Consider the following 24,308-nt stretch of genomic DNA (forward strand, 5'->3'; position numbering starts at 1 on the left):
GCAAATCGCTTCGGGGGCATTTTCGCGTTGCTTGACGCCAACGGCCCAGCGGACGGTCACACCCCGAGGGCAATAGCGCTGAATTCAAAGCCGAGCAGCGCTACTATGCATGCATGGCTACCGTGCAGATCAGGAACCTGAACGACGAGGCCTACGCGATACTGCGTCGGCGCGCAGACGAGTCGGGACGATCGCTGCAGGAGTACCTCCGGCTACGACTCGAGGAGGAGGCTGCACAACCCACCGTCGAGGAGGTGTTGACCACCGCCCGCGAGAACCTGTCGAGCAGTGTCTCGATGGCCGACATCCTCGCCGCACAGCGGGAGGGCCGGGGCGAGTGATCGTCGTCGACAACTCGGTGCTCGTGGCCGCGCTTGTTGATCGGGGCCCTGTCGGGAAGGCCTGCGCGAGCCGGATTTCGGGAGAACGCCTCGCCGCCCCAGCGCTGATCGACATCGAGGCCACGAGTGCCGTCCGAGGACTGCTGCTGGGCCGAAAGATCGAGTTCGCCGACGCGGATCGCGCACTTCGGCTGTTGCCCTCACTGCCGATTCAGCGAGCCCAGCACACGGAGCTCCTGCCGCGGATCTGGGAACTCCGAGGCAACTTCACTGCATATGACGCCGCGTATGTAGCCCTTGCCGAGCATCTGGGCGTACCTCTGGTCACTGGCGACGCCAAGCTGCAGCGAGGTTCCGGGGCACGGTGCGTCATCGAAGTAATCAACTGACGGACGGGCGTCAGCCCCGCAGGGCCCGGTCGTCGAGCCGGCGCAGCAGGCCGGGCAGGTGCTGGTACCGGTCGCGGAGCTCGGCCAGCCGCTGCCGGAACTCAAGGCCGCGCCCGACGTAGTCACAGGCGTCACGGAGTTCGACCAGGAGGGCCACAGCGGTGTCGTAGCGGGTCGCCTGTTTACGGGCGACGTGGTTTTCGACCTCGCGCCAGATCGCTTCCTCGTCGGCAGCCAGAGCGGTCAGCTTCGTCGCGCGCGCCTCGGCTCGAACCCGCTCACCGCGCTGCCGGCGCTCGGTGGCCAGCGCGTGCGCGGCATCCAGCAATTCGGCGGCGGAGCGCTGCCCCGGCACCGTCACGACGGGCGGCTCGCCGTGCAGGCGGCGCAGAAGTCCGGCTCCCAGCTGAGGCTCATCGCCCAGTGCCAGGCGCAGCAGCAGATCGTCCTTCTCCTTCCCGGGAAGCGCGGCGATTAGCGGCGCCAGTTCCTTCTTCCCGGGCCGCTTGCGAGGTGCGGGGGCGGGCGGGCTGGCCTGGGCGGCGACCGCCAGCAGGTCGGCGTCGACACGCAGGAAGTCCGCGAGCGCCCGCTGCGGTGCGGTGAGCCGGTCGAGCCCGGCCGGGACCGGGGGCTCGAGCGTTGCCCGATACTCATCCTCGTCGTCGTCCTGGAGTGCCCAGGCGCCGATGCCGGACAGCCATGCGAGGTACAGGGCGCGGTGATCCCCGGAGGCCAGCTCGGCACGAACCCCGGCGATGGCGCCGAGCGAGTCCTCGGCACCCTCGTCCCAGTCTCCGCTCTCGTCCTCACTGCGCAGGTCGAGGATGAGGTGGGTCCTGGTCGTCCATGCCTCGAAACACTCGTCGAAGCAGTACGGCTCCACCGCTCGCTGTGTGAGCTGCCCCTTGGGCACACGCAGGATCACCTGGTGGGTGCCCCAGTTGGTCAGGTAGAGATGAGCGTCGTAAAACTGCTCCACCATCCGCCTGGGGTCGCCTCGGAAGTTGCCCCACTGGTATTCGTTGGTGAAGCTGGTCGCGGTGATCCGGGCCCGGGTCGACAGCGATCGCAGTTCGTCCTGCTCCTCGCGGGTCAACGGGCGGTCGATCGCCAGGAACCCGTAGTACTGGTACTCGCTCATCGCCGCGACCCTAGCGAGTCTGCCGATCCTCGATGATGGAATCCGTCAAACCCGAGGCAGACAGGAACCGATGATGGAATCCGAGCAGCCCCGCACCGTCGAGCAGATCCGAGGTCTCGTCAGCTGGATCGGCGCAGGGCGCAAGCTCACCCAGACTGGCAAGGTCACCCTCGCCGACGCCCGGGCCCTGGTGACGCTCCTGGAGACCGGCGACACCATCGACCCGGCCATCGGTGACAGGACCTTCAAGACCAAGTCGAGCCAGGAACTCCACCACCTGAACCTGCTGGTGGAATGGGCCAAGGCGGCCCGGCTGCTGCGGGTCGTCGGCGGCCGTCTGGTGCCGGTCAAGAAGAACGCGCGCGTGCTGGAGGACCCCGAGCGCATCCTCGACGCACTGTTCGAGGCCCTGCCGCGCATCGGCGAAGCGGTGCTCCCCTCCGGGTGGCTCGGCTCGATCTTCGCCGAGGAGTACCCGGCCGGGCTCCGGGTGCTGCTGACGAGCCTGTATGCCGCCGACGACCTGGTTCCCGAGCAGGAGCTTCAGGCTGCGGTGTGGGACAAGGTCTCCGGGTTCTACGTCCTCGACGATCTTCCCGAGGACCGCCTCCGGCTGCTGCGCCAGAGCAATGACCGCGACGTGGACCGCGTACTCGCGACGCTCCTCGGCCTCGGCTCGGTCCAGCGTGTCGGCGGCGCCGTCGCCCTCACCTCGCGGGGCCGTCAAGCCATGGCCCGGCTGCGCGGGGAAGCACGCCCCGGCGATCCCGTCTACCAGCTCCGCATCGAACTCGCCGACGTGGAACAGCCCGCCGTCTGGCGCCGCGTTCAGGTCCCCGCCGGATTCCGCCTCGACCGACTGCACCTGGTCATCCAGGCCGCCATGGGCTGGCAGAACTGCCACTTGCACGCGTTCGACGTCAAAGGCGTCAACTACGGCCATCCCTCCTCCGAACTCGACTTCGTCGACGAGACCGCCGCCGCCCTGGACGCCCTGGTCAAGGAGGGGGAGTTCCTCGACTACACCTACGACTTCGGTGACTCGTGGGAGCACCGCATCCTCGTCGAGCGCCAAGTGGCTGCCGGGGCGGGCCACCACTACCCGCTGTGCGTCGACGGGGCAGGAGCCTGCCCGCCCGAGGACTGCGGCGGCGCGCCTGGATACGACGACCTCAAGCAGACCCTCAGCGGCCCCTCCCATCCCGAGCGCGAGGATCTGCTGCGCTGGCTCGGCCTCGAAACAGCGGCCGACTTCGACCCGATCCGCTTTGACCTGCACCGGACGAACCAGCGGCTCCGCGCTCTCGACTGGTAAAGACCAACCAGCTCGTCCGTGCCGGATGACGCCAGTGCTGACGCCAATCGACCCGGATGACGGCGTCTGACTGCGGCCGTCTACGGACGGCAGAACCACCTGAAACAGGGCATCTCGACGCCATTGCTTGGCCTGAAAAGCGAAAGGTCGCCGGTTCGACCCCAGCCCTGGCCACCACGTGTGACCAGGCACGATGCCCTCGAAGCAAGTCGCTTCGGGGGCATTTTCGCGTTGCTTGACGCCAACGGCCCCGAATCGCGGCGAACCCGGGCAGCCTGATGGGGCCGCCCGGGGCTCGAGGCAGGGTGACGCCGATCACAATCCTTCGACGTCGACCATGGTGCCGGCAGTGCCGTACGTGAAGAGCCGGGGCGGCCCCATCCGGCTGGTGACGGCCCGCATCGCGGACGGAGAATCTCCGGCTCTTCGCGGCAACCTTTTCGGCCTCCGCGGCCACTCAGTGGTGTCCGGCCAAGTGGTTCGGTCAGATGCGACGGCTGAAAGAGAGCACAGACGTGTCCCTTGAACGAGAGCACAGAGATGTCCCTCGCCCACCCCACGTCGTCAGTGGCGTCGCACGGGTGGGCGGCCACGGGCGCGGAGCTCGTCCGTCGCATCGCGCCCGTCGGCTGCACCAGCGCCGGGGTTTCTGGGCGGCTGTCGGCCTGGCGGTCGTGGGCGCCTGCGTGGCCGTGGTCAACACGGCCTCGGCGGGCACCGTGGCCGTGGACACGAGCCCCTGGTACCTGCTGGTCAACCGCAGCACCGGCCAGGTGCTGGACGACTACGGCTACGGCTCGTACGACGGCGCCGCGGTGGTGCAGTGGAGCCGCACCGGCGAGGCGAACCAGCAGTGGAAGTTCATCGACGCGGGTGACGGGAACTACCGGCTGCAGAACCGGTACTCCGGAAAGGTGCTGGACGACTACGGCTGGTCGAGGACCGAAGGCTCCCAGGTGAGGCAGTGGAGTGACCTGAACGGCGCCAACCAGCAGTTCCACCTGGAAAAGTCGTCGGACGGCTACGTGCGTCTGATCAACACCTTCAGCGGCAAGGCCGTCGAGGTCCCGCTCGGTTCCAAGACCGACGGGGGCCAGATCGCCCAGTACCACGACTGGAACGGCGCCAACCAGCAGTGGCAGCTCGTCCCGGCCGGCAGCGCCGGAGGCACCGGGAACCCGGGGGGCTCCGGCAACCACCCGACGTCGGCGCCGCCGGCCGGCGGCGGCAACAACTCGGCGAAGAGTTTCATGGGCAGCAACACGGTGCTCATCGGCGGCTCGATGTCCGACGCCTCGGCGAACGCCGCGCCGTTCGACGTGCAGTACGCCTACGTGCACAGCCAGCCCGCGCCCTCCTCGGACTACTACACGGCGGCCCGCTGCCAGGACGCGTGGACGGGCTGGTGGGGCTGCTGGAACGGCAGCACCACGGCGCCCGGCACGTACGTGACCTGGCGGGGCGCCAAGGCGGCCCAGGAGACCTACCAGGGCAAGCCGCGCCCCCAGAAGTTCCTCTGGACCTGGTACTCGCTGCGCGACCTCGGCGACGCGGCGGGCCAGGGCGACGGTCCGGGCGAGGTCAAGGCCATCAACAGGGCCGACCTGCTCGCCCGGTACCTGAACGACTACCGCTTCTTCCTCCAGAAGATCGGCACCTCGCACGACATGATCGACCTCGAGCCCGACTTCTGGGGCTACGTCCGGTCGCTCGGCGACCCGCACCAGGTCGCCGCGCAGGTCACGGCCGCGGACCCGACGGACTGCGGATCGCAGGAGAACAGCGCCGCCGGACTCGCCCAGTGCCTGATCTCGATGGCGCACAAGTACGCTCCGAACACCGCCGTCGGTATGCACCTGTCCTGCTTCGACTGGCAGCAGAACACCCCGCAGTGCGTCAAGGACTACGCCCACCTCGGCGCACAGAACGCCGACTTCCTGGCCACCGACGTGTCGGACCGCGACGCGGGCTGGTACGCGCAGCCCGCCCACGGCGGCCTCGACAAATTCTGGACCGACCAGAAGGCCGCCGCCCAACTGTCGTTCTACAAGACGATGGCCGAGTCCGTGGGCAAGCCGGTGGTCCTGTGGCAGATCCCCGTGGGCAACATGGCGCAGAACAACACGCTCAACCACTACAAGGACGACAAGGTGGACTGGTTCTTCGCGCACATGGACCAGGTGGCGAACGCGCACATCGCCGGTCTGCTTTTCGGCGCGGGGCAGCAGGAACAGACCACGGCCGAGACCGACGGCGGAAACCTGATCAACAAGACGATCGGGTACCACAACTCGGGCGGTGCAGCGCTCAAGTAGGCGAAGGAAAGACCGTGGCCCCGCCTCTTCGGTGGGGCCACAGTCGTTCTCTTGGCCGGGCGGACTCCTCGGCCGGCGTCGGCCACGTCGAACGATGATCGCCCGACGCGGCGCAGCCCACCGGCTCCGGGCTGGGCAAGGTTCGCTGGGTGGCCCGGTCGGTGGTGGTGTCAGAGGGCGGGGAAGGCGGGGAAGGTGCAGGTGGGGGCCGCGCCCGGGCCGTTGGTGGTGGTCACGGTGACGTCGGGGCCGGACGGGTGGAGGTTGGTGTCGATGGCGGTGATGCGGGCGTTGGCGGCGGTCGCCGTGGTGACGTCGAGCTTGACGTGTTGCAGGGTCAGTTCGAGCGGGCGGGTCTTGTCCAGTCCGACGAGGGTGGATTTCGCGCCGCTGGGGGAGTGGGTTGCGGTGACGCCGTCGACGGTGATGCCGGTGAACCAGGGGGCGTTGGGGCCGCTGCCGCCGGAGTAGTGGGTGTCGAAGACGAGCGGGGCGCGGACGGCGTCGAGGCAGGTGTTCAGGTAGGTGACGCCGGTGACCCTGCCGCCGTTGGCGGGGGAGCTCTTGATGCGGATGCCGGTGCTGGAGCCGCTGGTGTTGCCGAGGCCGTCGGTGCCGGTGAGGGTGTTGTCGCGGAAGAGGACGTTGGTCACGCCGCTGGTGGTCTCGCTGCCGATGGAGATGCCGTGGGTGCCGTAGAAGTGGTTGTTCGTCACGGTGATGTTGCCGCTGGGCTTGTTGCCGCCCTTGATGGCGATGCCGTCGTCGCCGTCCATGATGGAGGAGTCGGTGATGGTGACGTTGGTGGCGCCGGCCGGGTCGATGCCGTCGGTGTTGCGGGCGGTGGCGGGGGTCTTGATGCGTACGCCCCAGGCGGTGAAGCCGTTGCCGCCGTTGTAGACGACGTGGAAGTTGGGGGAGCTCAGCAGGTCGACGTGGTAGAGGGTGAAGTTGTCGGAGTTGTCGGCCTGGATCAGGCGGGGGTTGTTCTGGTTGGAGCCGGCTTTTTGGGCGTCGGTGGCGAGCTGCCACCAGCTGGTGGTGGTGCCGAGGACGGTCTGGTCGCCGCGGCCGTCGATGCGGCCCTGGCTGCCGTCGGCGGCGCGGACGGCCTCGATGCCGGCGTTGGCTCCGGCGACGCTGATCAGTGGTTTGCAGCCGCCGCCGGAGGAGGCGAGGGCGCCGCAGCGCGGCTTGCCGCTGATCTGGTAATCGGCGGGGTTGCGTGAGCCGTAGAGGGTGACACCGCTGTCCAGCAGCAGGACTTCGCCTTGGTGGACGGCCAGCGGTCCGGTGAGGAAGGCGTTGTGGCTGGAGTCCGTCGTCTGCAGGCGGACGGCCACGGTCTGCTGTCCGGTCTGGGCGCAGGTATCGAGGGCATGCTGGATGCGGATCGTGTCCGGTGGGGTGGTTTCGCTGCCCTGGTCGGTAGTGCGGGTGGGCATGGTCCGGGCGGCGGGGACGGTGGCGCAGACGGTGGTGGGCAGTGCGGGCTCGGTGACATGGCGGGTGTCACCGGTCGCTGTTCCGGCTGGCACGGTCGATCCGGTGCCATGTGAGGCCGCGACCGGGTTCCAGCCGTCTGTGCCCGCGAGGTACGCGGTGGCGGCGTACTCGCCGACCTGGGCCGCCGGCAGTTGCGGGCTGTCGGCGCCGGTGGCGGCGCCCGGTCCGGTGTTGCCGTACGAGGTGAGGCGGGCCGAGTGCCAGGAGAAGCCGCTCATGTCGGTCCACGGGGTGGCGCTCTTGATCGCGGCCGGGAGCGCCGTGTTACGGACGACGACCTGGGCACTGGCGGTGGCGGTGGGGTGCCAGGGCCGGCCGAGGTAGTAGGTACCGTCCTTCGCGGTGGAGCGGACGGTGCTATCGGTGATCAGAAGGCCGTACTTGTGGGAGGTCTCCGTGTTGGCGGCGGTGAGGAAGCCGTTGAGGCCGTCGGCAGGAGCGCCGTCGTCGTCGGCCTGAATGGTCGCGTGGTCGAGGACGGCGGTGGCGTTGCCGAAGATCATGTCGACGTCGCCCTCGACGTAGTCGTCGGTGAAGTACTGGCGGGTCTGCGCGGTGGCGTTGGGGGACCAGGCGAGCAGGGTGTCCTGGTGACCGATGATGCGGTCGTTGCGGAAGACCTGGCGGTCGCCCTCGGCCGCCAGGGCGACGGCCTGGGTCGCGCTGCCGACGTGAGCCGCGGCCCGGTCGAAGGTGTTCTCGACGGTCAGGTTCTCCACGGTCAGTCCGGTGGCTGCGAAGGTGGCCGTGGCGCTGCCCTCGGTGCCGAGTTGGCCGCCGCCGGACTTGGCCGTGCCGGCGGAGTTGCCGTAGCTGATGACGACGTCGGCGGGGTTCCCGGTGGCTCCCGTGACGGTCAGCCCGTCCTTGCCGACCGGCACCCGTACCACCTCGCGGTACGTGCCCTTGGCGATTCGGATCTCATCGCCCGGCCGCGCGGCGTCTACCGCCGATTGCACGGTTCGATATCGGCCGCTGCCGTCAGAGGCTACGGTCAGCGTGTGGGCCTTCGGGGTCAGGACGGCCTGGGCGATCAGGGGGACGGTGGCGCCCATGACGGCGAGGACTCCGGCGGTGGCGAGCACGCGACGGGTCGCCGGGCGTCGGCGGTGTGTGCGTTGGTCGAGATCTGGCAACGGTCTGTCCTTCTGGAGCGGCGGCCCGCGGACGCGGGCCGGATTCTCCATCAGTTGCCGTCGGGACACGAAAGGTTGCCGTGCGAAAGCGTGTGTTCCTTTCCGCCGGGCGGGCCGCCTCCGGCTGCACGTCTCACCGCGGGGAGGAGAGGTGCCCCCCGACTGCGAGGGCGCCATCGGAGTCCGAGGCGTCGGCACGGTAGGTGTCGTCCCTCGGATCCCGCGGGCCCGTGGCGTGGTTGTACTGGGCCGCGAAGACGTGCTGCCCCGGCGGCACCGTGCAGCCAGGCTTGAGCGTCCAGCGGTAGATCAGCGCACCGCCCTGATCCTGCACGGTGACGGCGAACCAGTTGGCGGGCAGAGTTTGCCAGTAGCCCGTGTTCTGCACCCCGCCGGTCTGGGCGATCCGCAGCTCAACGGTGAGGGTGGCGAGCGGTTGGGTGGTCTTGAGCGTGAGGTTGCTCTGCGCCCAGTAGATCGTGCTGTGCGGGTCGACAGAGCCGTCCGATGACAGCGCTCCCTGCTGGGACTGCGGGCTGCCGGACGGTGACCGGCTCGGATTGCCCGTCGGCACGTTCGGGGTCGGGTTACCCGTCGGCACGTTCGGGGCCGGCCTGCCTGACGATACGTTCGGGGCGGAGCTACCCGTCGGCACGTTCGGGGTGGGGTCACCCGTCGGCACGTTCGGGGCCGGGCTGCCGGTGGGCGGGACGAAGGGCGTAGGACTCACAGTCGCCGTCGCGGTCGATGTGGGAGCGGTCGCGGTGTCGGGCCGTGGTGGCGAAGTCCGGACCACGGCGGCGACTGCCACGCTGACGGCCAGGATGCCAGCTGTGGCAACGGAAGCGAGAGCCGCCTTCGGCCAGGATCGCCTCACCCGTGGCCCGTCGTGGCGGGTTGCGGCGGGTGTCATGCCGCGTTCCATCCGAGCCTGGATCCGGGCGCGGTCGGGCTGATGCTGCTCGGCGGCATTGCGAAGCAGCCCGGCGACCTCCTCGTTCAACGACTCCTCCTGCCCGTCACCAGTTCTCCAGCCGCGCGTGCGCCCAGCATCCGTTCCAGCTCGGCCATACCCTTCGAGGTCTGGCTCTTCACCGTACCGACCGACACTCCGAGAGCCAGCGCCGTGTCCCGCTCCGACAGGTCGAAGGCGTGCCGCAGCACCACACACGCCCGCTTGCGGAACGGCAACCGCGCCAAAGCCGTCCTCACGTCCACCACAGCAGCCACGTCCGGACCCTCGATCCGCTCCGACCGATGGGACCAGAACATGGTGATCCGCCGCCTTTCACGCACCGAACTTCGGATTCGAGCCCGCGCCAGGTTGGCCACGACGCCCCGCGCATACGCGAGCGGCTGCTCCGCTGCGCGCAGCCGGTCCCATCGCCGCCACAAAGCGAGCAGCGCATCAGCCGCCAGGTCGTCGGCCGCATCCGCTTCGCCCGTCAGAAGGTGGGCGAAACGGGCAAGTTCGGCGTAATGGCGTTCGAAGAATCCATGGAACTCCGCGGACGCATCATCGAAGAGCATGTCCGTCGGCAGCCTCTCAGTGCGTTGTTGGCGCTCACATCCGAAAGCGGGGGAGCGGAAGCGTACCAATCGGTAGCCGGCTCCGGTTCATCAAGTGGTTCTATCGACGCACGTCATCGTCGCGGAATCGCCGTGCTCGAGGAATGCATGACGCGACCGGCGGCGTGCAGTGCAGCGGCAGCCGGCAAGCCCGGCCGGCGGACGACTTCGCCGTCGTCGTGCGGGAGGAGATCGGCGCGCGGGTCTACCGCTGGATCCCCGAACCGGGCCGTAAGGTCCAGCCCGAACAGCACGTCCTCGCCGACCGGTACAACCGCGCCAGCAGCGGACGGGACGCCAAGGATGACACCGATCGCGCCGACGCCGGGACCGCCGCAGGCACCCTCGCGGCCCGGACCGGCTTCGCCCCGCGGGATGAGGGCCGCGCCCGTCCGCTCGACGGAAAATTCTCCTTCCCGAACGGCAACCTTCCCGGACGCGGCGGCAACTGACGGGTAACCGGGGCCGAGACGGAGGCCCCCGCGCCAGAAGGACAAGCCTTTGCCAGATCAGAACCGCTCTCATCGCCGCCGTCCGACAACCCGCCGCGTGCTCGCCGCCGCCGTCGTCCTCGCTGCCGTGGGTGCCGCCGTACCGCTGGTCGCTCAGGCCGCGTTCACGTCGAACTCCGGCACGCCGACCACGCTGGGCGCGGCGGCGGCCGGCAGCGGCCGCTACTTCGGCACGGCGGTGGCCGCGGGCAGGCTCGGGGACTCGACGTACTCCACCATCCTCGACCGGGAGTTCAACGCGATAACCCCCGAGAACGAGATGAAGTGGGACAGCACCGAACCCTCCCGGGGCTCGTTCAACTTCGGCCCCGCCGACGCGATCGTCGACCACGCCGCCGCGCACGGCCAGAAGATGCGCGGCCACACCCTGGTCTGGCACTCCCAGCTGCCCGGCTGGGTCGGCTCGATCAACGACGCCAACACCCTGCGCAGCGTGATGGACAACCACATCACGCAGGAAATGACCCACTACAAGGGCAAGATCTACGCCTGGGACGTGGTGAACGAGGCCTTCGCCGACGGCCCGAGCGGCCAGCACCGCAGCTCGGTGTTCCAGAACGTGCTGGGCAACGGCTTCATCGAAGAGGCGTTCCGCACCGCCCGGGGCGTCGACCCCGGAGCGAAGCTCTGCTACAACGACTACAACATCGAGAACTGGTCCGATGCCAAGACCCAGGGCGTCTACGGCATGGTCAAGGACTTCAAGTCCCGTGGCGTGCCGATCGACTGCGTCGGGTTCCAGAGCCACTTCGGCGCGGGCGGCCCGCCGTCGAACTTCCAGACCACGCTGTCGAGCTTCGCCGCGCTCGGCGTGGACGTCCAGATCACCGAGCTCGACATCGCCCAGGCCCCCGCGAGCGCGTACACCGACACCGTCCGGGACTGCCTCAACGTCGCCCGCTGCACGGGCATCTCGGTGTGGGGCATCCGCGACAGCGACTCGTGGCGCGGCGGTGAGAACCCGCTGCTGTTCGACGCCAGTGGCAACAAGAAGCCCGCCTACGCCGCAGCGCTCACCACCCTCGGCGGCGGCAGCAGCGGTGGCGGCGACGGCACACAGGGCGGGGGTATCAGCTCCGGCACCGTCTACTCGCTCTCCGCGGCGGTCGGCGGACGCGTTCTGGACGAGCCCGCCGGGCAGAACGGCAACGGCACCCCACTTCAGGTGTGGGACGCCAACGGCGACGCGGCCAACCAGCACTGGCGCGCCGACCGCAACGGCGACGGCTCCTACACGTTCACCAACCTCGCCAGCGGCCGGGTCCTGGACGAGCCCGCCGGCCGGACGGCCAACGGCACGAAGCCGCTGGTCTGGGACGCCAACGGCGGTGCCAACCAGCACTGGCGCGCCAACCGCAATGCCGACGGCTCCTACACCCTGATCAACGTCGCCAGCGGCCGGGCACTCGAACTCCCCGGCGGCCAGAGCGCCAACGGCACCTCCGTCCAGATCTGGGACTCCTGGGGCGCCGCCAACCAGCACTGGAACCTCGGCTCGTCCGCACCGACGGGCGGCGGCACCTGCACCCTCCCGTCGACGTACCACTGGTCCTCGACGGGCGCGCTGGCGCAGCCGGCGAACGGCTGGGCCGCGGTGAAGGACTTCACCGACGTGGTCTACAACGGCAAGCACCTGGTCTATGCGTCGAACGTGAACGGCTCCTCGTACGGCTCGATGATGTTCAGCCCCTTCACGAACTGGTCCGACATGGCCTCGGCCCCCCAGACCGGGATGAGCCAGGCCGCGGTGGCGCCGACGCTGTTCTACTTCGCGCCGAAGAACATCTGGGTGCTGGCCTACCAGTGGGGCCAGTGGCCGTTCGTCTACCGCACGTCCAGCGACCCGACCAACCCCAACGGCTGGTCCGCGCCGCAGCCGCTGTTCACCGGCAGCATCCCGGGCTCCGGCACCGGCCCGATCGACCAGACCCTGATCGCCGACGACCAGAACATGTACCTGTTCTTCGCCGGTGACAACGGCAGCATCTACCGGGCGAGCATGCCCATCGGAAACTTCCCCGGCAACTTCGGCTCCTCGTACACCACGGTCATGAGCGACTCGGAGAAGAACCTCTTCGAGGCCCCGCAGGTCTACAAGGTCAAGGGCCAGAACCAGTACCTCATGATCGTCGAGGCCCGCGGCGCGAACGAGCAGCGCTACTTCCGCTCCTTCACCGCCTCCAGCCTGAACGGCTCCTGGACCCCGCAGGCCGCCAGCGAGAACAACCCCTTCGCGGGCAAGGCCAACAGCGGTGCCACCTGGACCAACGACATCAGCCACGGCGACCTGGTCCGCAACAACCCCGACCAGACCATGACCATCGACCCCTGCAACCTGCAGTTCCTCTACCAGGGCAAGTCCCCCACCGCGACCGGCTCCTACGACCACCTGCCGTGGCGGCCCGGCCTCCTCACCCTCCAGCGCTGACAGTGAGGATGTTCATGAGCGGTTCCCGGGCAGGTCTGACCCAAGCTCTGACTGACCTCGGGTCCTCAACGGGATCTGTCGGCCTCGTCCGGGAGCCGCTCGTGAGCATCCGCCGGCCCGACTTGCGTGACTTCATAAGAGCCTGGCCAGGCACGATGCCCTCGAAGCAGCTCACTTCGAGGGCATTTTTGTGCCGGTTGACGCCAACGGCGCAGCGGACGGTCACCGCCCTCCTACCCTCGAGGACCAGGTCGCCGAGCTGGACAGGGCCCAGGCAATCGAGCGACTCCAGCAGTTCTGGACCGAGGGCTACTGACTCAGGTTGCCGGATCGCCGCGTGGGGCCGCTGGTGTCTTTCGCCTGCCCCGCCGACCCCTACCGCGGCGCCGTCAGGTGGGTAGCGACCCAGTCGGCGGTCGTGGGGAGCCAGTCAGGGAGGGCGGTGCCCAGGAGGTGGTTGCCGTGGGGGACGAGGAGGAGCTCGGCGGCGGGGACCTCGGCGGCGAGGGGGGTCGCGTTGGTGAAGCCGGGGATGACGTCCTCGCCGCCCTCGACGACGAGGAGGGGGACGGTGAGGGCGCGGGCGAGGTCGGTCAGGTCGACGCGGCGGGCGAACGCGCGTGCGGAGTCGAGGCCGCCGCAACGCTGGGCGAGGGTCGCGGTGACGAACGGGACGAGGCCGTCCCAGTCCAGCCGGTAGGGGCCGCTGACCAGGGCGGCGGCGCGGACGCGTGGCTCGTGGGCGGCGGCCGTGGCGGCGTAGTACCCGCCGAGGCTCAGGCCGATCACGGCGATCCGGTCGAGGTCCAGGCCGGCGCGGTCCGCGAGGGCGTCGATCGCGCGGCCGACGACCCGGTGGTAGTCCGGCTCCGGGGTGCTGGTGGCGGCGAGGACTCCCTGGCCGGGGCCGTCGAGCGCGAGCACGGCCAGGCCCCGGGCGAGCAGCGCCTCGGTGACGGCGTGGAACTCCTCCTTGCAGGAGTCCATCCCCGGCACGACCAGTACCACGGGCGCCGCGTCACCGCGCCCCGTCCCGGCCGCCGGGCGGCGCAGCCAGCCCGCGAAGCCCTCGCCCTCGACGCGTTCCGCGCCCGGGTCGAGGTGGGCCAGCGCCCGCCGCATGGCCTCGTCGGCCTCGGTGGCGGCGTGGGCGGCGGCCTCGCGGTCTGGGTGCGGGAGCAGCCCGGCGAAGTGGAACCAGCGGGCGGCCGTCCGGTACGCCTCGCCGGCGGTGACCGTCAGACCCGAGGCTTCGGCGCGCTCGGCGATCCCGGTGTACCGCTGCCCGGCGGCGCGGAAGGCGGCCGGCCATTCGTGCAGGGAGGCCAGTGGGGTGGTCACCCGGGTGTAGTCGTACGGGTCGAGGCCGGCGCCGTGGGCGCGGGGGCGGTTCTCCTCGACGAAGGCGGCGAGCAGCCCGGGGGCGTCGAGGAAGGAGAGGTCGACGGAGGGGTCGAAGGAGAGGTCCGGGGCGTCGGTCATGGCGAACTCCTTGGCAGGACTGCGGAACGGATGTCAGGTGAGGGTCAGGACGGCCTTGCCGCGGATCCGGCGGTCGCGCAGGTCGGTGAGAACGGTGGCGGTCTCGCTCCAGGGGGCGACCCGGCCGATCTCCGGGGTCAGCCGGCCCTCCCCCACGAGGCGGACGAGGGTGGCGAGGTCCCGGCCGTCGGGCACGTCGGAGTCGGCGTAGTGGAAGTGCCGCAGGGCCGCGGACTCGGGGCCGCTGAAGAAGTCGAAGAAGTCGAGGGTGACGGGCGTCCGGGAGGCCTGGCCGAACCAGATCAGCGTGCCGCGCCGGGCCAGCCGGGCGAGGGCGAGCGGCAGGTTGGCGCCGCCGGTGGATTCCAGCACCAGGTCGTAGGGTCCGCGCGCCTCGCCGAGCTCGTGGACGACCTCGGCGGCTCCGAGTTCGGCGAGCCGCCGGCCGCGCTCGGGGGAGGCGGTGACCACGGTCAGTTCGGCCCCGGCCGCGGCGGCCAGCTCGGTGACGTAGTGCCCGACGCCGCCGGAGGCCCCGGTCATCAGCACCCGGCAGCCGGCCAGCGGGCCCGCCGTACGGAGCAGGCGCAGCGCGGTGAGCCCGGCCAGCGGGAGGGCGGCGGCCCGGACGGCGTCGAGCGAGTCGGGGAGTTCGGCGAGGGAGGAGGTGGGGATGCACACGTACTCGGCCCAGCCCCCCGCGGGCGGGTGGCCGACCACCCGGCGGCAGACGGCCGGCCCGGATCCGTCGGCGGCGGCCTGCACGACCAGGCCGGCCACGTCCTTGCCGGGCCGCCAGCTTGGCCTGGGGGCCTCCAGCTGGAAGGTCTCGCCCCGGTTCACCGAGAACGCCTCGACCTTGACCAGCGCTTCCCCCGGCCCCGGCTGCGGCTGTGCGACCTCGGCGAAGCCGACCGGTGCGTCCGCCCGGCCGGTCGGTGTCAGCGCCTTCATCTCGTTCGTCCTCCTTCGGCGGTCATCCCTTTCGTCGCCCAGCACACCGCCCGCCGCACGGGCCGGTCCAACAACCGATGAACGGCGGCGACAAAGGGCGGTTGTCGTACGTGCCGGAGGGCCGCCTAGGGTGAAGACCCATGGATCTTGATCTCGCCCAGGTGCGGGCGTTCGTGGCCGCCGCCGAGGAGCTGCACTTCGGACGGGCGGCGGGCCGCCTCGGGGTCAGCCAGCAGGCGCTGTCGAAGCGGCTGGCCCGGCTGGAGGCCGCTCTCGGCGTGCGGCTCCTGGACCGGGACGCCCGGGGGGTGGGGCTGACCGAGCCGGGGCGGCGGTTCCTGGATCCCGCGCGGCGAGTGCTGGACCAGGGGGACCGGGCGGTGGCGGCCGTGACCTGCACCGGCCGCCCGCTGCGGATCGACGTGTGGGGCCACCTGTACGCGCCGATGCGGACGGTCGCGCAGGCGCTGGACGGCGCACCGGGGCTGGAGGTGGAGCCGGTGCCGGGGCGGGATCTGCCGTCGGTCGCGGCGGCGCTGCTGCGCGGCGAGTCGGACGCCGGGTTCGGCCGGGTGCACCCGCTGCCGGACGGGCGCGACGCGGGGCTGACCCACCGGCTGGTCCGGCTGGAGCCGGTGGACGCGCTGCTCAGCACCGACCACCCGCTGGCCGACCGGGACGTGCTGAGCCCGGCCGACCTGCGCGGCAGTGTGCTGCGGTATCCGGCCGCGGTGGACCGGCTGGACTTCCTGACCCGGTTCGCCACCCGGTTCGGCATCGAGGAGCGGATCGGCTCGACCAATCTGGGGCTGGAGCACTTCGTGGACCGGATCCGGACGGATCCGTCCTGCTTCTCCCTCGTTCCCGCCGACTGCCCGCTGCCGGACGTCCCCGCCGCGCCGGGGCGCCCGGGCATCCGGACGGTGCCGCTGGCCGATCCGACCCCGCTCTACGCCTGGTCGCTGCTCTGGCGCAGCGGCCCCGAGGACGCCGATCCGCACCCCCAACTTGGGCCGCTGCTACGGGCGTTCGCCGAGGAGGCGCGGCGCAGCCGGTGGCTGGAGTACGACCCGGCGCGCGACTGGCTGCCGGGCCCCGACGAGGCCGCGCTCAACCCGTAAGGGCTCGGCCCGCGAGAGCTCGGCCCGCGAGAGCTCAGCCCGCGAGAGGCCGTCCCGCGAGGGGCGTCACGCCACCGCCTGGTACGCCAGCACCTCGAAGTCCCGTGCCACCGGCGGCGGGGCGGGGCTCTCGAACATCCGCTGGGTGAGCAGGACGCCGGTCAGCCGTTCGGCCGGGTCGTTGAACCAGGTGGTGCCGAGGCCGCCGTCCCAGCCGTAGCGGCCGGGGGCGGCGAGGCCGGTGCGGGTGGTGGTGACGGAGACGCCGAAACCCCAGCCGGTGAGATCCTCACGGCCCAGCAGCGGGGCGGAGCCGGCCAGTTGGGCAGGGGTGAGCTGGTTGGTGGTCATCAGCTCGACGGCGGGCCGGGAGAGGATCCGGACGCCGCCGTGGCTGCCGCCGCCGAGCAGCATCCGGGCGAAGGCGAGGTAGTCGTCCACCGTCGACACCAGGTCGGCGCCGCCGTCGTCGAAGGCGGCTGGCCGGGCCCAGGCGCTGTCGGCCGGGTCGTCGTACGGGACGAGCCGCCCGCTGCCCGGGTCGCGCAGATACTCGACGGGGAGCCGGTGCAACCCGTCGGCGGGGACGGTGAAGCCGGTGTCCCGCATGCCGAGGGGTTCGAGGACGCGCTCGCGCAGCACCTCGCCGAGCGGCTTGCCGCAGGCGCGGGCGAGCAGGACGCCGAGGACGGCCGAGCCCGTGTGGTAGAGCCAGCCCGCCCCTGGTTGGTGCAGCAGCGGCAGCTCGCCGAGCCGGCGCAGGTACTCGTCCGGTGCGGGGTGGTCGGCCCGGGGCGGTCGGACGTCGATGCCGCGGTCGGCCATCGCCCGGGCGATCGGGGCGGACGGCGGGAGCATCACGAGGCCGTACCCGAGCCGGAAGGTGAGCAGGTCACGCAGGGTGATCGGCCGGGCGGCGGGCTCGGTGTCGTCGAGTTCGCCGTCCGGCCGGCGCAGCACCCGCCGGCCGGCCAGCTCGGGCAGCAGGTCGTCGACCGGGTCGTCGAGCCGCAGGACGCACTCCTCGACGAGGGTCAGTGCGGCCACGGCGGTGACCGGCTTGCTCATGGACGCGATGCGGAAGAGCGTGTCCCGCCGCATCGGCTCACCACCGGCGGCCGCGAGGCCGCCCAGCACCTCGACGTGCTCGTCGCCGTCCCGGTCGACGGCCGCCACCAGGCCGGGCACCCCGCCCCGCTCGGCGTGTCCGGCCAGTACGGTGTGCATCCGGTCCAGCCGTTCCTTCGACAACCCCGTCGCGCCGCTCACCGGCCACCGCCTCTCAGGCCGCTGACGGCCCGTCATGGTTGCTGTCGTGCCTCACTCTGCACCACGGCGCCGACAATCCGGGCCGGTCGGTGGAACCACTGCGTGTCCGTCAGCAGCACCGTGCCGTCGACCGCGTACAGCTTCACCGACTTCGCCCCGACGCCGGCCTTCTGCGGGATGGCGATCCAGCGCATCGGCGAGTCCGCCACGGCGACCGGCAGCGCCTCGGTGCTGCTGCCGTCGTCCCAGGCGGCGACGGCCTTGGCGACGTCCGGCTTGACCGGCGCCGTCCGCACCCGGGGCACGCCCGGCCCCCGCCCTTGAGACCCTCCAGGCCGCCGGACAGGCCCTCGTGCTCGGCGCCGGTGGGCTTGAGCCGGGTTCCGGGCATCGGCACCTGGCGCCCGGAGCCGCCGACGTTGCCTTCCCGGCGACCGTCATGCTGACCTCCACCGAGTCGAGCCCCGGCGGGTACCCTTTCTGGGCTCCCTGAGCACCTCCTCAACCCCCCAGAGCCCCGAACCGCCGCAAACCGTTGCCCGGGCCCGTCCACCGACCCGTCCACCCGCCGTTCGCGATTCGCCGCCAGCGGCTGTGACACTGGAGGGGCTCGAAAACCGAGGTGCGCGCCGACGTGCCTCCTTGCGAACCTAGAGGGATGCCCGCAGTGAGTTCTCCCGCAGTCCAGTCCGCCACCGCGCCCGCCGCGGGTCCCGGTATCGGCGAGCTGGCCGCCCGCCTGCCCGAGCTGACCCTGCGCGACCAGGTGCGGATCGGGCGCCGGCTGGAGGGGGCCCGACGGGTCCGGGCGCCCGAGGCCCGGCAGAAGATCGCCGCCGAGATCGCCGCGGACATCGACCGCGCCGAGCTGCTGGTCGAGCAGCGCCGCGCCGGCGTCCCGACGATCACGTATCCCGCCGAGCTGCCGGTCAGCCAGAAGAAGGACGACATCCTGGCGGCGATCCGGGACCACCAGGTGGTGATCGTCGCGGGCGAGACCGGCTCCGGCAAGACGACCCAGATCCCGAAGATCTGCCTGGAGCTCGGCCGGGGCGTGCGCGGCCTGGTGGGCCACACCCAGCCCCGCCGCATCGCGGCCCGTACGGTGGCCGAGCGCGTCGCGGAGGAGCTGGACACCCCGCTCGGCGAGGCGGTCGGCTGGAAGGTCCGGTTCACCGACCAGGTCGGCCAGGGCACCCTTGTCAAGCTGATGACCGACGGCATCCTGCTCGCGGAGATCCAGACCGACCGCGACCTGCGCCAGTACGACACCCTGATCATCGACGAGGCGCACGAGCGCAGCCTCAACATCGACTTCATCCTCGGCTACGTCAAGCAGCTGCTCCCGCGCCGCCCGGACCTCAAGGTCGTGATCACCTCCGCGACCATCGACCCGGAGCGCTTCGCCCGGCACTTCGACGACGCCCCGATCATCGAGGTGTCCGGCCGGACGTACCCGGTGGAGGTCCGCTACCGGCCGATCGTCGAGGACGCTGACGGCGACGCCGAGGACGACGCCGCCGACCGCGACCGGGACCAGATCCAGGCGATCTGCGACGCCGCCGAGGAGCTCCAGGCCGAGGGCCCGGGCGACATCCTGGTCTTCCTCTCCGGCGAGCGCGAGATCCGCGACACCGCCGACGCGCTCAACCGCCTGAAGCTGAAGTCCACCGAGGTCCTGCCGCTGTACGCCCGGCTGAGCTCGGCCGAGCAGCACAGGGTCTTCCAGCGCTCCGGCAGCCGCCGGATCGTCCTCGCCACCAACGTGGCCGAGACCTCGCTCACCGTCCCGGGCATCAAGTACGTGATCGACCCGGGCACCGCCCGCATCTCCCGCTACAGCCACCGCACCAAGGTGCAGCGGCTGCCGATCGAGGCGGTCAGCCAGGCCAGCGCCAACCAGCGCAAGGGCCGCTGCGGCCGCACCTCGGACGGCATCTGCATCCGGCTGTACTCGGAGGACGACTTCCTCTCCCGCCCCGAGTTCACCGACGCCGAGATCCTGCGCACCAACCTGGCGTCGGTGATCCTGCAGATGACCGCCGCCGGTCTCGGCGACATCACCGCCTTCCCGTTCCTGGACCCGCCGGACTCCCGCAACATCAAGGACGGCGTGCACCTGCTGCACGAACTCGGCGCCCTGGACCCGGACGAGAAGGACCCGCGCAAGCGCCTCACCGCGCTCGGCCGCAAGCTGGCCCAGCTCCCGGTGGACCCGCGGATGGCCCGGATGGTGCTGGAGGCGGACCGCAACGGCTGCGTCCGCGACGTCATGGTGATCGCCGCCGCGCTCTCCATCCAGGACCCGCGCGAGCGCCCCACCGAGAAGCGCCAGGCCGCCGACGAGCGGCATCGCCGGTTCAACTCGGAGACCTCCGACTTCCTCTCCTACCTGGCGATGTGGCGCTACGTCCGGGAGCAGCAGCGCGAGCTGTCCTCCTCGGCGTTCCGCCGGATGTGCAAGGCGGAGTTCCTCAACTACCTGCGCATACGGGAGTGGCAGGACGTCTACACCCAGCTGCGCACCGTCGCCAAGCAGTTGGGCGTGACGATCGAGGAGCCGCATCCCGATGCCGAGCCGGACGCCGACCGGATCCACCAGTCGCTGCTGGCCGGGCTCCTCTCCCACATCGGCCTGTTCGACGTGGAGAAGCGCGAGTACGGCGGCGCGCGCGGCGCCCGCTTCGCGGTCTTCCCGGGCTCGGGCCTGTTCAAGAAGCCGCCGCGCTGGGTGATGTCGGCCGAGCTGGTCGAGACGTCCCGGCTCTGGGCCCGGATCAACGCGAAGATCGAGCCGGAGTGGGTGGAGCCGCTGGCCGGCCACCTGATCAAGCGCAGCTACAGCGAGCCGCACTGGGAGAAGAAGGCCGGCGCCGTCCTGGCCTACGAGAAGGTGACCCTCTACGGGATGCCGATCGTCGCCCAGCGCAAGGTCAACTACGGGAAGATCGACCCGGAGCTGTGCCGCGAACTCTTCATCCGCAACGCGCTGGTGGAGGGCGACTGGGAGACCCACCACAAGTTCTTCGCGGAGAACCGGAAGCTGCTCGGCGAGGTCGAGGAGCTGGAGAACCGGGCCCGTCGCCGGGACATCCTGGTCGACGACCAGACCCTGTTCGACTTCTACGACGCCCGGCTGCCCGACGACGTCGTCTCCACCCGGCACTTCGACGCGTGGTGGAAGAAGGCCCGGCACGAGCAGCCGGACCTGCTCAACTTCGAGAAGTCGATGCTGATCAACGACGCCGCCGACGGCGTCACGGAGGCCGACTACCCGGACCACTGGCAGCAGGGCAAGCTGCGGTTCAAGCTGACCTACCAGTTCGAGCCGGGCAGCGACGCGGACGGCGTGACCGTCCACATCCCGCTGCCGGTGCTCAACCAGGTCACCGCGGAGGGCTTCGACTGGCAGATCCCGGGCCTGCGGGAGGAGCTGGTCACCGCCTGGATCAAGTCGCTGCCGAAGGCGGTCCGGCGCAACTTCGTCCCGGCACCGGACTTCGCCAAGGCCGCGCTGCGTGAGGTGAGGGACCGCCAAGAGCCGTTGCTGCCGTCCCTGGAGCACGCGCTCAAGCGCCTGACGGCCGTCACCGTCCCGCCGGAGGCCTGGGACGACGACCGGGTCCCCGACCACCTCAAGGTCACGTTCCGGGTCGTGGACGGCCGCCGCAAGCTCGCCGAGTCCAAGGACCTGGAGGAGCTGCGGCTGCGGCTCAAGCCGAAGCTGAAGGAGACGCTCTCCTCGGCGGCCTCCGGCAAGGGCATCGAGCAGAGCGGGCTGACCGCCTGGCCGGTCGCGCTGCCGGTGCTCCAGCGCACCTTCGAGCAGCGTTCACGCGGCCACTCGCTGCGCGCCCACCCGGCCCTGGTGGACGAGGGGGCGACGGTCGGCATCAAGCTGTTCGACACCCCGGAGGCACAGGAGCGGGCGATGTGGGAGGGCACCCGCCGGCTGCTGATGCTGACCACCAACTCCCCGGCCAAGTCGATCCAGGGCCGCCTGGGCAACCAGGCGAAGCTGGCGCTCTCGCACAACCCGCACGGCTCGATCACCGCACTGTTCGAGGACGTGGTGGCCTGTGCGACGGACCGGCTGATGGCCCTGGGCGGCGGCCCGGCCTGGGACGAGGCGGCCTTCGGCAAGCTGCACGACAGGGTGCGGGCGGACCTGTACGACCTGTCCGCGGACACCACGCTGAAGACGGCCACCGCGCTGATCGCCTTCCACAAGGCCTCGACGCGGCTGAAGACGGTGAGCAGCCCGGTGCTGCTGAACGCGGTGAACGACGTGCGGCTGCACCTGGCCTCGCTGGTGCACCCGGGCTTCGTGACGGACACCGGCTGGCAGCGCCTGCCGGACCTCAAGCGCTACCTCCTGGCGGTGGACCGCCGGCTGGAGGCGCTGCCCAACCACCCGCAGCGGGACGCCCAGCTGCTGCTGAAGGTCCAGCAGGTGCAGCAGGCCTACGGGGAGCTGCTGGCGGCCGTCCCGGCCGGGCGGCAGCCGTCCCCGGAGGTGCGGGCGATCCGCTGGACGATCGAGGAGCTGCGGGTCAGCTTCTTCGCCCAGTCGCTGGGCACGCCGGCCCCGGTCTCGGAGAAGCGGATCATGAAGGCGATGGAGGCGGCCCGGGCCGCGCTCTGAGCTGGGACGGGCCCTCAGGAGCCAGTTCGACCTGGGGGCCCACCATGGGCTACGATCTGTCTTGTTCGCAGCGCGGCAAGCGAGTGAACGAGATCAGAAATCTCTGGTCCCGTGGAGCAGTTGGTTAGCTCGCCACCCTGTCAAGGTGGAGGTCGCGGGTTCAAGTCCCGTCGGGATCGCCGCAGTGCGAGAGGCCCGGAACCGTTCAGGTTCCGGGCCTCTCGCTTTTGACCGCCCGGCTTCTACCCGGGCCAGGTACGGACCACAAGTGACAGAACGTGTGACAGTCGTCACTCACCATTCCCCAAGGAACGGGCGCGCCGGACCTCCATGAAGAGCCCACTAATTTAATATATAAAATTGTACAGCTATTCACTGTAAATCCCCCCCACCACACAAACATCAAATCGTTATCCGGAGTTCAACATTCCGACCGGTCGGCCGATCGGGACCGGCCGCACCCGGGCACGACAAAGGGGCCACTTACCGGACCCGGCGGAGTCCGGTAAGCGGCCCCTTTAAAGAGCCTTTGGCCTATCAGGCCTCGGTACGCTGGGCGGGAATCCCGGCCAGCAGTGCACGCACCTCCGCCTCGCGGTAACGGCGGTGACCGCCGAGCGTGCGAATCGACGTCAGCTTGCCGGCCTTGGCCCAGCGGGTGACCGTCTTCGGGTCCACGCGGAACATGGTGGCGACCTCTGCCGGCGTCAGCAGCGGCTCGGCGTCAGGGGTACGAGCGGTCATGAGCGGCCTCCTCGGGAGAACCGAACCAGGGCGGTTCTATCCTTCAAATTCTGCACCTTGGCCCGCGATGCCCGAAATGGCATAGACGGGTCGAGTCGGTTATAGGACGAACGGCTTGTCCTGGTGTCTACAACTACACCATCCGTCCAGCCCTATCGACCAAACCGCCAAAATTGACCCCTCACGGGTTCAAGGCCGACGGATGGCGATGGACCACCCCATAACGGACAGTCACGCTGCCGTGACATCCGGTTACGAGGGGACCAGACCCTCCGTTTCCCCGCAAAGCACGCATCGACTCCAGAACCACCCAAAAGTGGGCACGCTCACGTGAAGTTGGGCTGGTTGTCCCATTTTTGCACATAGGGGTAAGTTCGCGTCAACGGTGAGTAGTGTCACGTTCGGCGGCTATTGACCCGAACCGGGACCTCGGTCATGCGGGCCCGGACCGCAGGACCGACCCAGGACTCCTACAGTCATACACGCGCCGTCGGACGTCAGTTCGCGTACCGCAGGGCCAGCACCCGCCGCCAGCGCACCGTCAGCTCCCCGTACACCCGCAGCGCCTCCACGGTGTCCCCCGCCCGCAGCGCCCGCAGGCCCTCCTCCAGCTCCCCCGCCGAACGGTCCGCCAGCAACCGCTCCGGCCCCAGCAGATGCACCAGCCCCCCGTAGTCCAGCTCCACCAGCGAGCGCGGATGGAACTCCTCCAGCCACCGCCCGACCTGCTCCGCCCCCCGCACCAGCTCCCCCTCCGGAACCGCCTCGCGCAGCGCCCGGTAGGCCCGGGCCACCCGGCGGCGCGCCTGTGCCATCGGCGTCAGATAGAACAGTGCCGCCGCCCGCGCCTCCCCTTCCCCTTCCCCTTCCTCCTGCGCCCCCGCGGCGAGGTCCTTCCCCTCTCCCGCCGGCACGAAGCAGCGGTCCTCCTCCCCGAACGGCAGGAACCACCGCACCGGCACCTCCCACCGGCTGGTCAGGATCCACGGCCGCGCGTCCGGGTGCTCGGCCCGCCAGCGCTCCCGGTCGGCCTCCGCGGCGGCCCGGGCCACCGGCGGCACCGCGGTGTCCAGCAGCGCCACCGGCGCCCCCGCCCGCAGTTCCTCCAGCGCCTGCCAGCTGCGCAGCCTGGTCGCCCACGGGCAGACGTACAGGACGCCGTCCAGCACCCGCACGTAGGCCCGCTCGCTCTCCCGCTCGGGCAGCGCCCGGGGAGTGCGGGCGACCAGCTCCGCCAACGCCTCCCGCTGCTCCGCCAGCACCGCCGCGGCGACCGGCTGGGCGGCCTCCGCCGCGTCCGGCCCGTGCTCCGCCGCGTACGCCTGCCAGCGCGCCCGCTCGGGCTCCGAGTAGGCGGCCAGGGGCTCGTAGACCCGCAGGTGGGCGGTGTAGGGCGGCTGTACCGAAGTGCGTACGACGGTCACGTCCTGCATGGTCG

Annotated in this window: 18 protein-coding genes and 1 tRNA gene; 9 read left to right on the forward strand and 10 right to left on the reverse strand. The window is 70.6% G+C overall.

Annotation, left to right across the window (positions count from 1 at the left end):
- Positions 1 to 113: 113 nt before the first annotated feature.
- On the forward strand, positions 114 to 341 hold the full coding sequence (locus F7Q99_RS40360) for a FitA-like ribbon-helix-helix domain-containing protein (protein WP_195911043.1): 228 nt from the start codon (positions 114 to 116) through the stop codon (positions 339 to 341).
- Complete coding sequence (locus F7Q99_RS40365) at positions 338 to 730, forward strand: type II toxin-antitoxin system VapC family toxin (RefSeq protein ID WP_326846571.1); 393 nt, start codon at positions 338 to 340, stop codon at positions 728 to 730. The genes F7Q99_RS40360 and F7Q99_RS40365 overlap by 4 nt, the downstream gene beginning before the upstream one ends.
- Positions 731 to 740: 10 nt before the next feature.
- Here the strand turns inward: F7Q99_RS40365 and F7Q99_RS12130 are convergent, their stop codons facing one another.
- Positions 741 to 1,874 carry a hypothetical protein gene (locus tag F7Q99_RS12130; RefSeq protein WP_195911044.1) on the reverse strand — a complete coding sequence of 378 codons (1,134 nt, stop codon included), beginning with the start codon at positions 1,872 to 1,874 and terminating at the stop codon, positions 741 to 743.
- A 70-nt stretch (positions 1,875 to 1,944) separates the two neighbouring features.
- Here F7Q99_RS12130 and F7Q99_RS12135 point away from each other — a divergent pair, with 70 nt between their 5' ends.
- Positions 1,945 to 3,189 (forward strand): plasmid pRiA4b ORF-3 family protein, encoded by a 1,245-nt coding sequence (locus tag F7Q99_RS12135; RefSeq protein ID WP_230210195.1) that lies wholly within the window; start codon positions 1,945 to 1,947, stop codon positions 3,187 to 3,189.
- A 674-nt stretch (positions 3,190 to 3,863) separates the two neighbouring features.
- The gene (locus F7Q99_RS12140; protein WP_326846572.1) at positions 3,864 to 5,504 is read left to right on the forward strand and encodes an RICIN domain-containing protein; all 1,641 of its coding nucleotides are present in this window, start codon (positions 3,864 to 3,866) and stop codon (positions 5,502 to 5,504) included.
- A gap of 170 nt (positions 5,505 to 5,674) precedes the next feature.
- Here F7Q99_RS12140 and F7Q99_RS12145 read toward each other — a convergent pair whose 3' ends face one another.
- The 3 genes from F7Q99_RS12145 to F7Q99_RS12155 all read right to left on the reverse strand — a co-directional run bounded on the left by F7Q99_RS12145 (position 5,675) and on the right by F7Q99_RS12155 (position 9,676).
- Positions 5,675 to 8,146 (reverse strand): pectinesterase family protein, encoded by a 2,472-nt coding sequence (locus F7Q99_RS12145; RefSeq protein ID WP_195911045.1) that lies wholly within the window; start codon positions 8,144 to 8,146, stop codon positions 5,675 to 5,677.
- A gap of 133 nt (positions 8,147 to 8,279) precedes the next feature.
- Complete coding sequence (locus F7Q99_RS41060; protein WP_230210196.1) at positions 8,280 to 8,747, reverse strand: hypothetical protein; 468 nt, start codon at positions 8,745 to 8,747, stop codon at positions 8,280 to 8,282.
- A 398-nt stretch (positions 8,748 to 9,145) separates the two neighbouring features.
- Positions 9,146 to 9,676: a SigE family RNA polymerase sigma factor gene (locus F7Q99_RS12155; protein WP_153461238.1), complete on the reverse strand. Its 531-nt coding sequence runs from the start codon at positions 9,674 to 9,676 to the stop codon at positions 9,146 to 9,148.
- A 143-nt stretch (positions 9,677 to 9,819) separates the two neighbouring features.
- Here F7Q99_RS12155 and F7Q99_RS12160 point away from each other — a divergent pair, with 143 nt between their 5' ends.
- A complete protein-coding gene (locus F7Q99_RS12160; protein ID WP_153461239.1) occupies positions 9,820 to 10,167 on the forward strand; it encodes a hypothetical protein in 348 nt (115 codons plus the stop codon).
- Between the two features lie 97 nt (positions 10,168 to 10,264).
- Positions 10,265 to 12,655 (forward strand): non-reducing end alpha-L-arabinofuranosidase family hydrolase, encoded by a 2,391-nt coding sequence (locus F7Q99_RS12165; protein ID WP_326846573.1) that lies wholly within the window; start codon positions 10,265 to 10,267, stop codon positions 12,653 to 12,655.
- Between the two features lie 375 nt (positions 12,656 to 13,030).
- Here F7Q99_RS12165 and F7Q99_RS12170 read toward each other — a convergent pair whose 3' ends face one another.
- A complete protein-coding gene (locus F7Q99_RS12170) occupies positions 13,031 to 14,137 on the reverse strand; it encodes an alpha/beta hydrolase family protein (RefSeq protein WP_153461241.1) in 1,107 nt (368 codons plus the stop codon).
- A 33-nt stretch (positions 14,138 to 14,170) separates the two neighbouring features.
- On the reverse strand, positions 14,171 to 15,091 hold the full coding sequence (locus F7Q99_RS12175) for a zinc-binding dehydrogenase (RefSeq protein ID WP_153461242.1): 921 nt from the start codon (positions 15,089 to 15,091) through the stop codon (positions 14,171 to 14,173).
- Positions 15,092 to 15,231: 140 nt separating this feature from the next.
- On the opposite strand from F7Q99_RS12175, the gene F7Q99_RS12180 reads away from it, so the two are divergent.
- Entirely contained in the window at positions 15,232 to 16,212 is a 981-nt protein-coding gene (locus F7Q99_RS12180; RefSeq protein WP_153461243.1) for a LysR family transcriptional regulator, read from the forward strand.
- Between the two features lie 66 nt (positions 16,213 to 16,278).
- Here F7Q99_RS12180 and F7Q99_RS12185 read toward each other — a convergent pair whose 3' ends face one another.
- Both F7Q99_RS12185 and F7Q99_RS12190 read right to left on the reverse strand, forming a co-directional pair.
- On the reverse strand, positions 16,279 to 17,481 hold the full coding sequence (locus F7Q99_RS12185; protein ID WP_326846574.1) for a serine hydrolase domain-containing protein: 1,203 nt from the start codon (positions 17,479 to 17,481) through the stop codon (positions 16,279 to 16,281).
- 32 nt (positions 17,482 to 17,513) lie between these two features.
- A complete protein-coding gene (locus F7Q99_RS12190; protein WP_153461245.1) occupies positions 17,514 to 17,786 on the reverse strand; it encodes a hypothetical protein in 273 nt (90 codons plus the stop codon).
- Between the two features lie 353 nt (positions 17,787 to 18,139).
- Between F7Q99_RS12190 and hrpA the strand changes: the two genes are divergently transcribed.
- On the forward strand, positions 18,140 to 22,126 hold the full coding sequence (gene hrpA, locus F7Q99_RS12195; protein ID WP_153461246.1) for an ATP-dependent RNA helicase HrpA: 3,987 nt from the start codon (positions 18,140 to 18,142) through the stop codon (positions 22,124 to 22,126).
- A gap of 105 nt (positions 22,127 to 22,231) precedes the next feature.
- A tRNA-Asp gene (locus F7Q99_RS12200) sits at positions 22,232 to 22,305 on the forward strand.
- Between the two features lie 358 nt (positions 22,306 to 22,663).
- Here the strand turns inward: F7Q99_RS12200 and bldC are convergent.
- Together bldC and F7Q99_RS12210 are read right to left on the reverse strand one after the other, a co-directional pair.
- Positions 22,664 to 22,870, reverse strand: coding sequence for a developmental transcriptional regulator BldC (gene bldC, locus F7Q99_RS12205; protein WP_014137253.1), 207 nt, complete (start codon positions 22,868 to 22,870; stop codon positions 22,664 to 22,666).
- A gap of 497 nt (positions 22,871 to 23,367) precedes the next feature.
- Positions 23,368 to 24,303, reverse strand: a complete 936-nt coding sequence (locus F7Q99_RS12210) for a hypothetical protein (protein ID WP_153461247.1) — start codon at positions 24,301 to 24,303, stop codon at positions 23,368 to 23,370.
- Between the last annotated feature and the right edge of the window lie 5 nt (positions 24,304 to 24,308).

This window comes from Streptomyces kaniharaensis, assembly GCF_009569385.1.
Lineage (GTDB): Bacteria > Actinomycetota > Actinomycetes > Streptomycetales > Streptomycetaceae > Kitasatospora > Kitasatospora kaniharaensis.

Coding starts and splice junctions, on each gene's coding strand:
- F7Q99_RS40360 (WP_195911043.1), top strand. CDS start 114: ATGGCTACCGTGCAGATCAGGAACCTGAACGACGAGGCCTACGCGATA.
- F7Q99_RS12130 (WP_195911044.1), bottom strand. CDS start 1,874: ATGAGCGAGTACCAGTACTACGGGTTCCTGGCGATCGACCGCCCGTTG.
- F7Q99_RS12135 (WP_230210195.1), top strand. CDS start 1,945: ATGATGGAATCCGAGCAGCCCCGCACCGTCGAGCAGATCCGAGGTCTC.
- F7Q99_RS12155 (WP_153461238.1), bottom strand. CDS start 9,676: ATGCTCTTCGATGATGCGTCCGCGGAGTTCCATGGATTCTTCGAACGC.
- F7Q99_RS12160 (WP_153461239.1), top strand. CDS start 9,820: ATGCATGACGCGACCGGCGGCGTGCAGTGCAGCGGCAGCCGGCAAGCC.
- F7Q99_RS12170 (WP_153461241.1), bottom strand. CDS start 14,137: ATGACCGACGCCCCGGACCTCTCCTTCGACCCCTCCGTCGACCTCTCC.
- F7Q99_RS12175 (WP_153461242.1), bottom strand. CDS start 15,091: ATGAAGGCGCTGACACCGACCGGCCGGGCGGACGCACCGGTCGGCTTC.
- F7Q99_RS12180 (WP_153461243.1), top strand. CDS start 15,232: ATGGATCTTGATCTCGCCCAGGTGCGGGCGTTCGTGGCCGCCGCCGAG.
- hrpA (WP_153461246.1), top strand. CDS start 18,140: ATGCCCGCAGTGAGTTCTCCCGCAGTCCAGTCCGCCACCGCGCCCGCC.
- bldC (WP_014137253.1), bottom strand. CDS start 22,870: ATGACCGCTCGTACCCCTGACGCCGAGCCGCTGCTGACGCCGGCAGAG.
- F7Q99_RS12210 (WP_153461247.1), bottom strand. CDS start 24,303: ATGCAGGACGTGACCGTCGTACGCACTTCGGTACAGCCGCCCTACACC.